Source organism: Aeromonas sp. s2 (genome assembly GCF_040907935.1).
Lineage (GTDB): Bacteria > Pseudomonadota > Gammaproteobacteria > Enterobacterales > Aeromonadaceae > Aeromonas > Aeromonas dhakensis.
The window spans coordinates 29100-43571 of sequence record NZ_JBFOCR010000025.1; the positions used below are offsets into that span (position 1 = coordinate 29100).

The 14472-nt window shown below is 62.0% G+C and carries 13 protein-coding genes; 5 read left to right on the forward strand and 8 right to left on the reverse strand.

Annotation, left to right across the window (positions count from 1 at the left end; translation table 11 throughout):
* The first annotated feature begins 277 nt into the window (after positions 1 to 277).
* From AB5Y81_RS19185 to fhuB, 5 genes are all read left to right on the forward strand, one after another.
* Positions 278 to 2386, forward strand: a complete 2109-nt coding sequence (locus AB5Y81_RS19185) for a TonB-dependent siderophore receptor (protein ID WP_279485077.1) — start codon at positions 278 to 280, stop codon at positions 2384 to 2386.
* A 79-nt stretch (positions 2387 to 2465) separates the two neighbouring features.
* Positions 2466 to 4124 carry a multidrug ABC transporter permease/ATP-binding protein gene (locus tag AB5Y81_RS19190; RefSeq protein ID WP_201990456.1) on the forward strand — a complete coding sequence of 553 codons (1659 nt, stop codon included), beginning with the start codon at positions 2466 to 2468 and terminating at the stop codon, positions 4122 to 4124.
* A gap of 22 nt (positions 4125 to 4146) precedes the next feature.
* Complete coding sequence (locus AB5Y81_RS19195) at positions 4147 to 4911, forward strand: ATP-binding cassette domain-containing protein (RefSeq protein ID WP_005307174.1); 765 nt, start codon at positions 4147 to 4149, stop codon at positions 4909 to 4911.
* A gap of 18 nt (positions 4912 to 4929) precedes the next feature.
* A complete protein-coding gene (locus AB5Y81_RS19200; RefSeq protein ID WP_279485078.1) occupies positions 4930 to 5853 on the forward strand; it encodes an ABC transporter substrate-binding protein in 924 nt (307 codons plus the stop codon).
* On the forward strand, positions 5853 to 7835 hold the full coding sequence (gene fhuB / locus AB5Y81_RS19205; protein ID WP_279485079.1) for a Fe(3+)-hydroxamate ABC transporter permease FhuB: 1983 nt from the start codon (positions 5853 to 5855) through the stop codon (positions 7833 to 7835). The genes AB5Y81_RS19200 and fhuB overlap by 1 nt, the downstream gene beginning before the upstream one ends.
* Positions 7836 to 7905: 70 nt before the next feature.
* Here fhuB and mnmE read toward each other — a convergent pair whose 3' ends face one another.
* The 8 genes from mnmE to AB5Y81_RS19245 all read right to left on the reverse strand — a co-directional run bounded on the left by mnmE (position 7906) and on the right by AB5Y81_RS19245 (position 14256).
* Positions 7906 to 9267, reverse strand: a complete 1362-nt coding sequence (gene mnmE / locus AB5Y81_RS19210) for a tRNA uridine-5-carboxymethylaminomethyl(34) synthesis GTPase MnmE (RefSeq protein ID WP_017410486.1) — start codon at positions 9265 to 9267, stop codon at positions 7906 to 7908.
* Positions 9268 to 9376: 109 nt separating this feature from the next.
* On the reverse strand, positions 9377 to 11023 hold the full coding sequence (gene yidC / locus AB5Y81_RS19215) for a membrane protein insertase YidC (RefSeq protein ID WP_021463924.1): 1647 nt from the start codon (positions 11021 to 11023) through the stop codon (positions 9377 to 9379).
* Between the two features lie 5 nt (positions 11024 to 11028).
* The gene (gene yidD / locus AB5Y81_RS19220) at positions 11029 to 11277 is read right to left on the reverse strand and encodes a membrane protein insertion efficiency factor YidD (protein ID WP_010635605.1); all 249 of its coding nucleotides are present in this window, start codon (positions 11275 to 11277) and stop codon (positions 11029 to 11031) included.
* A complete protein-coding gene (gene rnpA, locus AB5Y81_RS19225; protein WP_005307159.1) occupies positions 11244 to 11603 on the reverse strand; it encodes a ribonuclease P protein component in 360 nt (119 codons plus the stop codon). The genes yidD and rnpA overlap by 34 nt, the downstream gene beginning before the upstream one ends.
* Positions 11603 to 11737 carry a 50S ribosomal protein L34 gene (gene rpmH / locus AB5Y81_RS19230; RefSeq protein WP_005307156.1) on the reverse strand — a complete coding sequence of 45 codons (135 nt, stop codon included), beginning with the start codon at positions 11735 to 11737 and terminating at the stop codon, positions 11603 to 11605. Before rpmH ends, rnpA begins: the two co-directional genes overlap by 1 nt.
* Before the next feature lie 269 nt (positions 11738 to 12006).
* Positions 12007 to 12741, reverse strand: coding sequence for an amino acid ABC transporter ATP-binding protein (locus AB5Y81_RS19235; RefSeq protein WP_005307149.1), 735 nt, complete (start codon positions 12739 to 12741; stop codon positions 12007 to 12009).
* 87 nt (positions 12742 to 12828) lie between these two features.
* The gene (locus AB5Y81_RS19240) at positions 12829 to 13497 is read right to left on the reverse strand and encodes an amino acid ABC transporter permease (RefSeq protein WP_005307147.1); all 669 of its coding nucleotides are present in this window, start codon (positions 13495 to 13497) and stop codon (positions 12829 to 12831) included.
* Positions 13498 to 14256, reverse strand: coding sequence for an amino acid ABC transporter substrate-binding protein (locus AB5Y81_RS19245; RefSeq protein ID WP_005307144.1), 759 nt, complete (start codon positions 14254 to 14256; stop codon positions 13498 to 13500). It abuts the gene before it with no gap.
* Positions 14257 to 14472 lie beyond the last annotated feature (216 nt).

A 14472-nucleotide genomic window follows, 5' to 3' on the forward strand; every position in this document is an offset into this window, starting at 1 on the left:
TGTACGGAAAAAAGGGATCCCCGCCCGCCGATCCTGCCCAATCTTGCGATCGTGTCGAAAAGGGGCCGTTTCCTCCTCTTGTGTGTTCTCCGCTCGGCTCCTAATACGTCAAGTAACAATACGGATGCAAATGATTAGCAATTATTGAATCGATTCGATCATGGCTCCTGTAGTAGCATGTCGCTGCTTTATTCGCCTGAGGAACCGGGCTACCGGCATGACCGGCTACCAATAATAAGAAATCAGAAACAACTCATTGATATTTGAGACACTTACTATGATTGCGCAAAAAAACACCCCCATCGCAGCGATGCGAAAGAGAGGGGCACAGCAACTGCTGCCGCTCTCCTGCCTGTTGGCCAGCCTGCCCGTGCTGGCGGCCGAACAACCGAAAGAACTGCCCAAAGCCAGCGAGACCATGGTGGTCACCGGCACCGCCATGAAGGTGGAAGTGCCCATGGCCGAGACGCCTCGCGCCGTCTCCGTGGTCAACCGCGAGGAGCTGGATCAGCGTGCCGTGCAGCAGCTTGACGAGTCCCTGCGCTACCGCTCCGGCGTGCTCACCGGCCTCTATGGCTCCGACAACAATACCGACTGGTTCAAGGTGCGCGGCTTCGATGCCGCATCCTATCTGGATGGCAACCGCCTGTTCGGCACCGGCTATTATCTCTGGACGCCGGAGCCGTTCGGCCTAGAGAGCGTGGAAGTGCTCAAAGGCCCGGCCTCGATCCTCTACGGCGAGGCGCCTCCCGGCGGCGTGATCAATGCCATCAGCAAACGGCCGACCGCCACCCCGCAGGGGCTGCTGGATCTGCAGCTGGGCAGCCGGGATCACCGCCAGATCGGGGTGGATGTCTCCGATGCACTGACCGACAACAGCCGCTACCGCATGGTTGCTCTTTATAAGGAGCGTGACGGCGTGCTGGACGGCACCTACAACGATCGCGTCTATCTGGCGCCGAGCGTGACCTTCGATCTCTCGGATCGCACCAGCCTGACCCTGCTGGCCAGCTTCCTGCACGACGAAGGGGTACCGACCAACGGTTTCTTCCCGGTTTACGGCAGCCTCAATACCAGCGGTGGCCAGATCGATCCCAGCACCAACCTGAGCCAGCCGGATTACGATCGCAACCGCAACACCCAGATCTCCACCGGTTACGAGCTGGCCCACCAGCTCAACCAGACCTGGGAGTTTAAGCAGAACGTCCGCTTCAACTACAACGATCTGCTGCTGCGCCAGACCTATATCTTCCCGACCTATGAAGGCACCACCGCCTTCCGCGGCCTGATCTATCGCGACGGCACCACCAAGAGCGCCACCATGGACAACCAGATGGTGGGTTACTGGAACACCGACAGCACAGAGCAGACCCTGTTGCTGGGGGTGGATCTGCAGCGCCATGTCAATGAAGGCCAGGAAGCTGACAACTACGGCATGGGCTCCATCAATACCATGAACCCGGATTACAGCGGCTTCCCCGGTTTTGATGAGTCCACTGCCACCCACCAGAAGAGTACCAAGGGTCAGAGTGGCCTCTATGCCCAGCACCAGATCCGCTGGGACGATCGCTGGTTGCTGACCGGCGGCGGTCGCTTCGACTACGTGGAGACCCACAACATCAGCGAAGCCAAGGGCAAGAACGAGAAGCAGTATGATCACGAGCTCTCCCTCTCCGGCAGCTTGATGTACCTGGCCGACAACGGTCTCTCTCCTTATGTTGCCTATGCCGAGTCGTTCGAGGTGCTGCCTGGGATCGACCCCAACACCAGCGAATCCTACAAGCCGCTCAAGGGCACCCTGTACGAGACCGGCGTCAAGTACGCGCCGAGCTTCCTCGATGGCTACATCAACCTGGCCCTGTTCGATCTGGAGCAGACCAACTCGCTGGTCTCCACCGGTTCCGGCCAGCAGACCCAGGCTGGTGAAGTGACCTCCCGGGGTGTCGAGCTGGAAGGGAGCGTGCAGGCCACCGAGGCGTTGCGCCTGACCGCCGCCTACACCTATACCGATGCCAAGACCAACGACACCGGCAAGGGCGATCGCCGTGCCAGTCTGATCCCGCGCCACCAGGCCTCCTTCTGGGGCAACTACAAGGTGCAGCAGGGGCCGGTCTCCGGTCTGGAGCTGGGGAGCGGCGTGCGCTACGTCGGTTCCAGCGTCGGCATCGGTGCCGTGAATGCGGACTACACCCCCATCTACGGCTCGGCCCAGGTGCCGGCCCATACCGTGTGGGATGCGATGATCGGGTATGACTTTGCCAAGAACTGGCGGGCTCAGCTCAACGTCAACAACCTGCTGGGTGATACCTACGTGGCCAGCTGCGACTACTACTGCTACTACGGCGAGCCGCGCAGCGTAGTGGGCAGCATCAACTACCGCTGGTAATCGGAGTGGGGCGGGAACCGGGTTCCCGCCCTTCTTTTCATCTGCAGTTGCTCTGATCTCTCTGGAATACCGGTCCGTTATGGAACTCTTGTCTCTGGTTTATCGCCAATATCGTTGGCCCTTCATCGCCATTACCCTGCTCAGCCTGCTCAGTGCCGTCAGCGGGATTGGTGTCATTGCCTTTATCAATCAGTCTCTTGTCGAATCCGTCGGCGATCCGCTGCCGGTGCTCGGCCAGCTGATCGGCCTCATTTTATTGCTGCTGGTGATCACGCTCGGCTCTCAGCTGGCGCTGACCACCCTCGGCCATCATTTCGTCTACCGGCTGCGCGGCCGCCTGCTCAAGCAGTTGCTGGATACCGATGTCGCCCGCCTGCGCCAGATTGGCCAGGGGCCGCTGCTGGCCTCCCTTTCCAGCGACATCGGCCAGATCACCATCGCCTTCGTGCGCCTGCCGGAGCTGGTGCAGGGGCTGGTGCTCACCCTGGGGTCGGCCCTCTACCTCGGCTGGCTGTCGCCGGCCCTGCTCGGCGTCACCACGCTCTGGGTCACCTTCACCATGGTGGTGGGCTGGCTGCTGGTGAACCGGGTCTATCGCCATCTCTCCCACATGCGTCAGGCCGAGGATCGGCTCTATCAGAACTATCAGGCCATCATCGCCGGCAGCAAGGAGCTGGCGCTCAACCGTGAGCGGGCCCACTTCGTCTACCACCAGCTTTATCAGCAGAATGCGCAGGACTATCGGGAGCAGATCATTCGCGCCGACACCTATCACCTGAGCGCGGTGAACTGGTCGAATATCATGATGCTGGGGGCCATCGGTCTGGTCTTCTTTCTGGCCAACGGGCTGGGTTGGGCCGACACCCAGGTGGCCGCCACCTTCGCGCTGACCCTGCTGTTCTTGCGTACCCCCTTGCTGCAGGGCATTGGCGCCCTGCCGACCCTGCTCTCCGCCCAGGTGGCGTTCGACAAGATTGCGGCCCTCAATCTTGCCGCGCCGGACGCCGAGTTCCCGCTGCCGTCCGCGCCCCGCGCCTGGCAGCGTATCGAGCTGGAGCAGGTGAGCTTTCACTATCAGGGGGAGGGCGGCTTTGCCGTGGGTCCCATCAATCTGGTGATCGAGCGGGGGGAGCAGCTCTTCATCATAGGTGGCAACGGCTCTGGCAAGTCGACCCTGGCCATGCTGCTGACCGGCCTGTATCAGCCGGTATCGGGCCGGATCCTGCTGGATGGGGAGCCGGTCACCGATCGCAACGCCTATCTGGCACTGTTCTCCGCCATCTTCACCGACTATCACCTGTTCCAGCACCTGCTGGGGCCGGAGCCCAAGGATGAGCTGGTGGCCGAGTGGCTGGAGCGGCTGCAGATGGGCAGCAAGCTCACCATCGAAGAGGGCTTCATCGCCGATATCGACCTCTCCCAGGGGCAGCGCAAGCGGGTCGCCCTGCTGCTGGCGCTGGCCGAGCAGCGCGAGGTGATGCTGTTCGACGAGTGGGCCGCGGATCAGGATCCCCAGTTCCGCCGCATCTTCTATCAGCTGCTGCTGCCGCGCCTCAAGGAGATGGGCAAGACGGTGATCGCCATCAGCCACGACGATCTCTACTTCTCCCAGGCCGACCGGCTGCTGGAGATGCGCCAGGGCCGGCTCAGCGAGCTGACCGGCGAGCGGCGCGAGCAGGTGAGCCGCGATGCGGTCGCCCATCTGGATTGTGACTTGAATGCAGAGGCGCCGGTTTGAACCCGGCCAACAGGAACCGCTTATGTTTGAGATGAAATCAGCCAGCTTCGCGGTCAATGACCGCACGCTGTTGCACCCTACCGATCTCTGTTTCGAGCAGGGCAAGGTCTATGGCCTCATCGGCCACAACGGTTCGGGCAAATCCACCCTGCTCAAGCTGCTGGCACGCCAGCAGCCGCTCAGTGACGGCGAGATCCGGTTCGATGACAAGCCGCTACCGGCGTGGGGGGCGCGCGACTTCGCCCGTCAGGTGGCCTATCTGCCCCAGCATCTGCCGAGCGCCGAAAACCTGCTCGGGCGGGAGCTGGTGGAGATGGGTCGCTACCCCTGGCGCGGCCTGCTGGGGCGGATGGGGGCGGAGGATCACCGCCAGGTCGAACGGGCCATCGCGCTGACCCATACCGAACGCTTTGCCGATCGGCTGGTGGATACCCTCTCCGGCGGCGAGCGGGGGAGGGTCTGGCTGGCCATGCTGCTGGCACAGGAGAGCCGTTTCATCCTGCTGGACGAGCCGCTGGCCGCGCTGGACGTAGCCCATCAGGTGGAGGTGCTCACGCTCGTCAAGCAGTTGAGCCGTCAGCTCAAGCTCGGGGTCATCATCGTCATTCACGACATCAACATGGCCTCCCGCTTCTGCGATCGGCTGGTGGCGCTGCACTCCGGCCGCCTGCTGACCCACGGCGAACCCGAACAGATCATGACCGGCGAGACCCTGCACGCCATCTATGGCATCCCGATGGAGGTCATTCGCCACCCGGCCCATGACCACGCCATCGCCATCGTTTAGATAAGGCTTGTTATCTCGATGCTCTTATTCAAGAAAGTTGGCTGGTTCTGCTGCCTCTTGGCTCCGCTTATGTTGCAGGCCGAGCCAGCGATGCCTGCCGCTGCAGACCTCCCTCAAGCCGATGCGGTGAAGTCGGTACCCCGCATCGCCACCGTCGACTGGACCATAGCCGAAACCCTGCTGGCACTCGGGGTGACGCCGCTGGCGGTGGGGGATGTCGGTTCCTACCGCGCCTGGGTCGGTGAACCGCTGCTGCCGGCTGCCGTGGTGGATATCGGCCAGCGCGCCCAGCCCAACCGGGAGCTGCTGGCCGAGCTCAAACCCGATCGCATCCTCATCTCGCCGCTGGCGGCCCCGCTGGCGCCGACCCTCTCCCGCATCGCGCCGGTACAATCCATCGCGCTCTACGAGCCGGATGCCGATCTGTGGCAGCGGCTGCACGAGGCAACCCTGACCATAGCCGCGCTGGTGGACAAAACCGCCGAGGCCGAGCAACTGCTGGCCAGGCTGGACCAGGATCTGGCGCAGATGCGGGCGGCGTTGCCTGCAGAGCTGCCGCCCCTGCTAGTGGTGCAGTTCATCGATGAGCGCCATGTGCGGGTATTTGGCCGCCACAGCCTGTTCGAGGCGGTGATGCAGCGGCTCGGCCTGCGCAATGGCTGGCAGGGGGAGACCAATGCCTGGGGCTTTGCCGTGGCCAGTCTGGAGCAGTTGATGGCGCTGCCGCAGGCGCGGCTGGTGGTGGTCGATCCGATCCCGGTCGGGGTGAGTGAGCGGCTGCAGGAGCCCGGTCTGTGGCAGCTGCTGCCACAGGTGAGGGCGGCGGCCGTGCTGCATCTGCCCGCGGTGTGGAGTTTTGGCGGCGTGCTGGCGGCGCGTCGCTTTGCCGTGCAGCTGAGTACTGCGCTGCAGCGGGATGGGCAAAGCGGGGAGGGGCTGTGATGAACCAGATTTTTCCATCGCCGCTGCGACTGCCTGTCAGCCTGTTGCTGGGATTGACGCTGGCGCTCGCCGGTTGGGAGCTGGCCGATCAATTGCCGGTGGCGCGTTGGCTGGCGACCCTGTTGTCGCCAGATCTGACCGATGCCAGCCAGGCGGTGGTCCACTTCAGCTGGCTGCCGCGCCTTGCCGTCTGCCTGCTGGCCGGCGCCGCCCTCGGGCTGGCCGGCACCCTGATGCAGCAGGTGTTGCGCAACCCGCTGGCCTCGCCCACCACCCTGGGGGTAGCCTCCGGCGCCCAGCTGGCGCTGATGATGGTGACCCTGTTTGCTCCCTCCTGGCTGCTGCTGGGGCGGGAGTGGATCGCCATGGCCGGCGGCAGTCTCGCCATGGGGCTGGTGTTTGCTCTGGCCTGGCGTCGCCAGCTCAATCCGGTGGTCATCGTCTTTGCCGGGCTGGTGATCAACCTCTATCTGGCGGCCATCAGCATGGGGCTCCTGCTGTTCTTTCAGGAGGAGCTGAAAGGCTTGCTGGTGTGGGGCAGTGGCTCGCTGGTGCAGAACAGCTGGAGCGGGGTGAGTTACCTGCTGCCCCGTCTGCTGCTGGCTGGCGTGCTGGCCGCGGTGCTGGTGCGCCCGCTGGCGGTGCTGGAGCTGGATGATGCCAGTGCCCGCAGTCTGGGGGTCTCCCTTCAACACCTGCGTTTCGCCGGACTGGGGCTAGCGGTGTTCGTCACTGCCTGCGTGGTGAGCGTGGTGGGGCTGATCGGCTTCATCGGGTTGGCGGCGCCCGCCCTGGTGCGCTTGCTGGGGGTGAGAAAACTGGCCCTGCGACTGCTGTGGGCCCCGCTATTGGGCGCTCTGCTGCTGGCGGCCACCGATCTGTTGCTGCAATCCTTGAGCCGCAGCGGCTCTGTACTCATTCCGACCGGCGCCATGACGGCTCTGCTGGGGGCGCCGCTGTTGTTGTGGCTGATCCCGCGCCTGGGTATCAAGTCGGGCACACCAAAGGCGAATGCCGCCCTGCTGGTGGCCCGCCACCCGGCACCGGCTCGCCTTGTCGGCCTGATGTTGATGGGGCTGGTATTGGCGGTGATGGCCTCCCTGCTGTTTGGACAGGGGATTGACGGCTGGCACTGGCCTAGCTGGCTGCGCTGGCAGGCCCAGCTGGAGTGGCGGCTGCCGCGCACCCTGGCGGCCGGTGCGGCGGGCATGCTGCTGGCGCTGGCGGGCACCCTGCTGCAACGGGTCAGCAGCAACCCCATGGCGAGTCCCGAGCTGCTGGGGGTGAGTGGTGGCACCTTCATGGGGGTGATTGCCACGGCGCTGCTGCTACCCGCCCTGCCGCTGCCCATGATGCTGGCCGGCGGCCTGTTAGGTGCCTTCGGTTGTCTGCTGCTGTTGCTGCTGGTCAATCGCAGCCACGGCTTCCAGCCGGAGCGGCTGCTGCTCTCCGGCATCGCCATCACGGCGCTGTTCGAGCCGCTACAGGCCATCGCGCTGGCCAACGGTGACCTGCGGGTGCAGCAACTGCTCTCCTGGATGTCCGGCTCCACCTATTACGTCACCCTGCCGCTTGCCGGCGGGTTGGTCGTGCTGGCACTGACGCTGCTGGCAGCCTGCCTGCTGCTCAGCCGCTGGCTCGATCTGCTGCCGATGGGGCCGGCGGTGGCCGCCGCGCTCGGCATTCGGCTCAACCGGGCCCAGCTCGCCATCCTGCTGCTGGTGGCCGTGCTGACCGCCAGCGCGACCCTGGTGGTGGGACCGCTCTCCTTCGTCGGCCTGCTGGCACCGCACATGGCCAAGCTGATGGGGCTGGTGCGGGCACGCTGGCATCTACTCGGTGCCGCCGTCTCCGGCGCCCTGCTGATGGTGTCGGCGGACTGGATCGGCCAGCAGATCCTGTTCCCGCAGGAGCTGCCGGTGGGGCTGGTCTCCACCTTGTTAGGGGGCGCTTACTTCATGTGGTGTCTGCGCCGCCTCTAGGTTGGTGGATGAAAAATGCACAAAAAAAGCCCGGGATGAACCCGGGCTTTTTATTGCCTGCCGTACGGCGTTATTTGCCGATGCAGAAGCTGGAGAAGATGCGGCCCAGCAGATCGTCGGAGCTGAACTCGCCGGTGATCTCACTGAGTGACTCCTGCGCGAGGCGCAGCTCTTCGGCCACCAGCTCGCCGGCCACGAACACCTCCAGCTGCTCCTTGGCTACCAGCAGCCGCTCGGCGGCACGCTCCAGCGCGTCCAGGTGGCGGCGGCGGGCCATGAAGCCCCCCTCGGTGTTGCCCTGGAAGCCCATGCAGGCTTTCAGGTGCTCGCGCAGGGCGGGCAGCCCCAGCTCGGTCTTGGCGGAGATGCGGTAGACCGCGTGGCCCTGCTCCTGACTAGGCGCCAGATCTTCGCCAGTCAGGTCAGCCTTGTTGCGCACCACGGTGAGGCCGATCTTTTTTGGCAACCGATCAACGAATTCCGGCCAGATCTCCCGTGGGTCGACCGCAGCCGTGGTGGTGCCATCCACCATGAACAGCACCCGGTCGGCCTGTTCAATTTCGGCCCAGGCACGCTCGATGCCGATCTGCTCCACCTTGTCCTGGGTGTCGCGCAGGCCGGCGGTGTCGATGATGTGCAGCGGCATGCCATCCAGATGAATGTGCTCGCGCAGCACGTCGCGGGTGGTGCCGGCGATCTCGGTGACGATGGCGGACTCGCGGCCGGCCAGGGCGTTGAGCAGGCTGGATTTGCCAGCGTTGGGACGACCGGCGATCACCACCTTCATCCCTTCCCGCAGCAGGGCTCCTTGCTTGGCCTCGCCGCGCACCGCATCCAGTTCGTCCATGATGGCGTAGAGATCGCCCGCCACCTTGCCGTCGGAGAGAAAATCGATCTCCTCATCCGGGAAGTCGATGGCGGCCTCCACATAGATACGCAGCCGGGTGAGACTCTCCACCAGCTGCTGGATCTTGCCGGAGAACTGCCCCTGCAGGGAGTGCATGGCACTGCGGGCGGCCTGCTCGCTGGAAGCCTCGATAAGGTCGGCGATGGCCTCGGCCTGGGCCAGATCCAGCTTGTCGTTCATGAAGGCGCGCTCGCTGAACTCGCCGGGGCGGGCTGGGCGCAGCCCCTTTATCTGCAGGATGCGGCGCACCAGCATGTCCATGATCACCGGGCCGCCGTGGCCCTGCAGCTCCAGCACGTCTTCGCCGGTGAAGCTGTTGGGGGCCTTGAACAACAGGGCGATGCCCTGATCCAGCGGCTGGCCTTGCTCATCCCTGAACGGCAGATATTCGGCGTAGCGCACCCGGGGGAGCTTGCCGAGCACTATCTCGGCGACCTGTTCGGCGGCGGGGCCGGAGACGCGGACTATGCCGACGCCGCCACGGCCGGGGGCGGTGGCCTGGGCCACGATGGTATCTGTAGTCATCTTGCTTGGCTCATTTGTTCGCTGATGGTTCACAGCAGTGGGGTCATTGTAATAAAAAAGGCGACCCGAAGGCCGCCTCTTTTGTCATCCATCTTGCCATCGGGAGCGATTAGCTGCGGGTATGCAGGCCTTTCTTCTCCAGCTGACGATAGATGATGGTCTGCTGGGTAATGGAGATGACGTTGCTCACCAGCCAGTACAGGGTCAGACCTGCCGGGAACCAGAGGAACATGAAAGTGAAGATGATCGGCATGAACTGCATCACTTTCTGCTGCATCGGGTCGGTAATGGTGGTCGGGCTCATCTTCTGCAGATACCACATGGAAGCACCCATGAGGATCGGCAGCACGAAGAAGGGGTCCTTCACCGACAGGTCGGTGATCCACAGGGCGAACGGCGCGTGGCGCAGCTCGACGGACTCCATCAGTGCCCAGTAGAGGGCGATGAAGATCGGCATCTGTACCAGGATCGGCAGACAGCCCCCCAGCGGGTTGACCTTCTCCTTCTTGTACAGCTCCATCATGCCCTGAGACATCTTCTGGCGATCGTCGCCGAAGCGCTCGCGCAGGGCGGCCAGCTTGGGCTGCAGCATGCGCATCTTGGCCATGGAGGTGTACTGGGCCTTGGTCAGCGGGAACATGACGCCACGCACCAGCAGGGTCAGCATGATGATGGCCAGACCCCAGTTCTGGACGAAGCCGTGGAACACGGTCAGCAGCCAGTGCAGCGGTTGGGCGATGAACCAGAGCCAGCCGTAGTCGACGGTCAGGTCGAGGTGGTTGGCTACCTTGGCCATCTGATCCTGCAGCTTGGGACCGACCCACAGCTTGCTGGTCACTTCGGCCTGCTGGCCGGCAGCGATGTCAACCAGCGGTGCCTTGTAGCCGATGATGGCCTGGTCTTTGCCAGGGATCACGCGGCTGTAGAAGCTGTTGGTATCGTCGGCATTCGGTGCCCAGGCGGAGACGAAGTAGTGTTGCAGCATGGCGACCCAACCACCCTTGGTGGTCTTGTTCAGGTCGGCATCCTTCATCTCGTCGAAGGTGTACTTTTTGTAGCGGGTATCTTCGCTGGAGAAGGCACCACCGCGGTAGGCGCTGGCCACCATGGCGTGACCCTGCTGGTCTTTCGGCGTGGCCACGGTCTGCTTCAGCTGACCGTAGAACTGCACCTGAACCGGCTCAGCAGACTTGTTGTCGATCTTGTAGTCGACGCCGACTGCGTAGTCACCACGCTTGAGGACGAACTCCTTGGTGAAGACCACGCCCTTGCTGTCGGTCCAGGTCATCGGGACGACGACTTGATCCTGACCGTCGGCCAGCTGGTAGCTGGTCTGGGTGGCTTCATAGGTGGGACGACCCTGGGGCTGGCTGTCCGGGCCATTGCGACCAACCAGGCCGCTCTGGGCAACATAGAGGTGCTCAGGCTGACTGGTCAGCAGTACGAACGGTTGATCCTTGCCTTCTTCCAGCTTGTGGGCCAGCAGTTCGGCAGAGACGATGTCACCACCCTGGGTATCCAGGGTCAGCTTGAGCACGTCGGAGGTGACGGTGATCAGCTTGCGTGCGGTGTTCGCGTTGGCTTGCTCGGAAACCTGAGGAATATCACCGGTCTGACCGGCTTCAGGTACGAAATGTTCGGTTTGGGCCACGGTAGTCGGGGCCGGCTTCGGAGCCTTGTCGGACTCCCACTGTTGCCAGAGCAAAAAGCTCACGAACAGCAAACCGATCAGGATGAGATTGCGTTGTGATTCCATAGTCTTCAGTTTCTTCGCTTTGGTTGCGGAACCGGGTCATAACCACCCTCGGATAAGGGATGGCATTTTAATAGACGTTTGCTGGCTAACCAAACGCCTTTTATGAAACCGTGAAGTCGGATTGCTTCTATCGCAAATTGGGAACAAGTCGGGGTGAAACGGCAGCGCGGCCCGAGCAGAGGGCTAATGATTAGCTGATACAGGCGTATCAGTTTGACAGCTACCCATTGCAACGGCGTGACAGAGTGCGCCATAGCTTTTCCAGTAACTTGAACAGTTCCTCGTTATCCATCTCCTTCACTCCGGCCTTGGCGATCACGACGATGTCGATAGCGGGCAGATTGGCTTGATTGAGGCGGAAACTTTCCCGAACCACCCGTTTTACACGGTTGCGCCAGACGGCACGCTTGAGTGCTTTTTTGGGCACGGCGAGACCAAGGCGAGGGTGTTCGAGCGAATTGGGAGAGGCGAGAAGTGTAATCTGCGGAGAAGCGGCCCGGACAGGCTCGGCGAAAACGCGTTTGAAGTGTTCGGGAGTTAACAGACGTAACTCCCGAGAAAAGGCGTGCTGGGTAGGCATTAGACTACCAGGCGGGCACGACCCTTGGCACGACGAGCGGCCAGAACTTTACGACCGTTGGCAGTTGCCATGCGGGCGCGGAAACCGTGAGAGCGCTTGCGCTTCAGGTTGGACGGTTGAAAAGTACGTTTCATGATTCGATTCCGTATTTCTGTACAGTTTTGATTGTCACACTTAGCCGACGCGCCAGCTATAGCGTGTGACGACTAGCAAAAGAGGCCGAATTCTAAACAGAGTTCGGCTTTTAGTCAATCCGCCGTTCCCTCCCATCCTGCCCCGACCTGGAAAAGGTCTTGGGCGAGCGTGAGGATCCGAAGGATCAAGGGCTCCGGATTATACTGGCAACCCGGGGTTTAACAAGGATCCTCCAATAAAAAAGGCGGCAATGCCGCCAAAGAGAGAGCTATTTAAGCACTTTACGCAGGAACTCCCGGGTGCGGGGATCCTGCGGATCGACCAATATCTGATCCGGCGGGCCCTGTTCCACGATCCGGCCCCCCTCCATGAAGATCACCCGATCGGCAACATCTCGAGCAAATTCAATCTCATGGGTCACCACCACCATGGTCTGGTGCTGGCGAGCCAGCTCCTTCATCAGGCCCAGTACTTCGTCGACCCATTCGGGATCGAGGGCCGAGGTGGGTTCGTCAAACAGGATCACCTTGGAGTGAGCCGCCATGGCCCGGCCGATGCCGACCCGTTGCTGCTGGCCGCCCGACAATGAGGCCGGATAGGCGTCCTGCTTGTCGGCAAGACCTATGTCTTTGAGGATGCCGAGGGCGGTGGCGCGGGCCTCGGCCTTCGGCTGTTTCCAGACGGTGATCAGCCCCTCGGCGATGTTGTCCAGCGCCGTTTTGTTGGCAAACAGGGCGTAGTTCTGGAACACGAAGGAGGCGCGCTTGCGCAGCTCGATGGCCTGCTGCTCGCTGGCCTTGGCCAGGTTGAGCTGCAGATCGTCGATGGCTAGGGTGCCCGTATCGGGAGTCTCCAGCAGGTTGAGGCAGCGCAGCAAGGTGGACTTGCCGGTGCCGGAGGGGCCGATGATGACGACGATTTCCCCCTTTTTCACCTCCAGATCGATGCTGTTTAGCACCTGATTGCCGTCATATGCCTTGGAGAGGCCGGTTAGCTTGATCATGATGGCCCTCCTTTAAACAGGCGCAGAGTTAAAACGGACTTCCGGCGTGCATTGCAAGCGGGTCGGTTGCGTTGTCATGGCAAACCCCTAATAGGCACGGTTGAGCCGCACTTCCAGCAGATGCTGCAGGCGGGTAAAGAAGATGACTACCACCCAGTAGACCAGGGCCACCGCCATGAAGCTCTCGAAGAACTTGAAGGAGGAGGAGGCTTCCATCTGCGCCTTGCCCATGATCTCGGCCACCCCCAGGGTGAAGGCCAGCGAGGTGCTCTTGATCATGTCGATGAAGTAGTTCATCAGCGACGGCGTGGCGATGCGGGCCGCCTGCGGCAGTATGATCCGCTGCATTGCCTGGTAACGGCTCATGCCGATGCTGAGGGCAGCTTCCATCTGGCTCTTGTGGATGCCAATGATGGAGGCTCGAATCGACTCGGCCATGTAGGCGGCAAAGTGAAGGGTCAAACCGACGATGGCGGCGGTGAAGGCATCCATTCCCACGAAGATGGGGAACAGCTGCGGCAGCCCGTAGTAGAGCAGGAACAGCTGGACGAGCAGCGGTGTACCCCGAAAGAACGAGATATAGAGCATCGCCAGCCAGTGGATCACGGGAACGCGAAAGACCCGTACTATCGCCAGGGCCAGCGACAGTACGAGTGCCAATGCGAATCCCCACAGGGCCATTTCCATCGTGGTGCCCAGATACTTGAGCAGGATGGGAAACAGCCCCAGCGTGTATTCGAGGTCAAATTCCATCATTTATTTGTCGGTGATGTCGGAAGCGAACCATTTTTCAGAGATCTGACGCAGGGAACCATCCTTGCGCATGGCGGTGAGGGCGTCATCGACCTTCTTCAGCAGTGCCTGCTTTTCCGGGGTCTTCAGGAAGGGCAGGGCGTTCTCGATGGTCTCGAACGGTGCGCCAGCCTGTTGCAGCGGCAGCTTGGATTCCTTGATCAGCTGGGCGGTGGAGACGCGGTCCATCACGAAGGCGTCGATGCGGCCCAGAGCAACGTCCTGCTCGAAGGCGGAGTCATAGGTGCGGATGTCGATCTTCTTGTTGGGGTCGTTCTTGCGCAGCAGCTCTTCGAAGTTGGAGCCCAGATTCACCGCGACCTTCTTGCCTTCCAGATCCTTGATGCCGTGAATGGTGCTGTTGCCCTTGCGCACCACGATCTGGGCGCCGTCATAGACGTAGGGCTGGGAGAAGGCGTACTTGGCCTTGCGCTCGTCGGTGATGGTGATCTGGTTGGAGATGGTGTCGACGCGGCCGGTTTCCAGCATGCCGAACAGGCCGGAGAAGCTGGCGGTCACGAACTCGACCTTGTAGCCGGTGCGCTCGCCGATCTGGTTCCACATGTCCACTTCAAAGCCCTGCAGCTTGTCCTGCTTGACGAAGGTGAACGGGAAGTACTTGCCGGACATGCCGACCTTGATGGTTTCCTGGGCGATGGCTTGACCGGACAGGGCGGCCAGCAGAATGGCGGCGCCGGAGACCAGCTTGATGGATGACGTCATGGTGATTCCTCTCTCTCTGTAGTTCTGTATTTTTAGTTGTAAACGCTGGGGTTGCGCTGATGTTATTGGAATAAAACCTAAAGAATAAATGATATTTGGTTATATAAAATAACCGCTTCAGGTCTGGATCTTTGGTGCATCGGTAACGGGATCGGGCTGTGGGTAACTTTGGGGATGAAATCAGATCCACGGCTGCTGGATCCTTGAAAGTCAAGG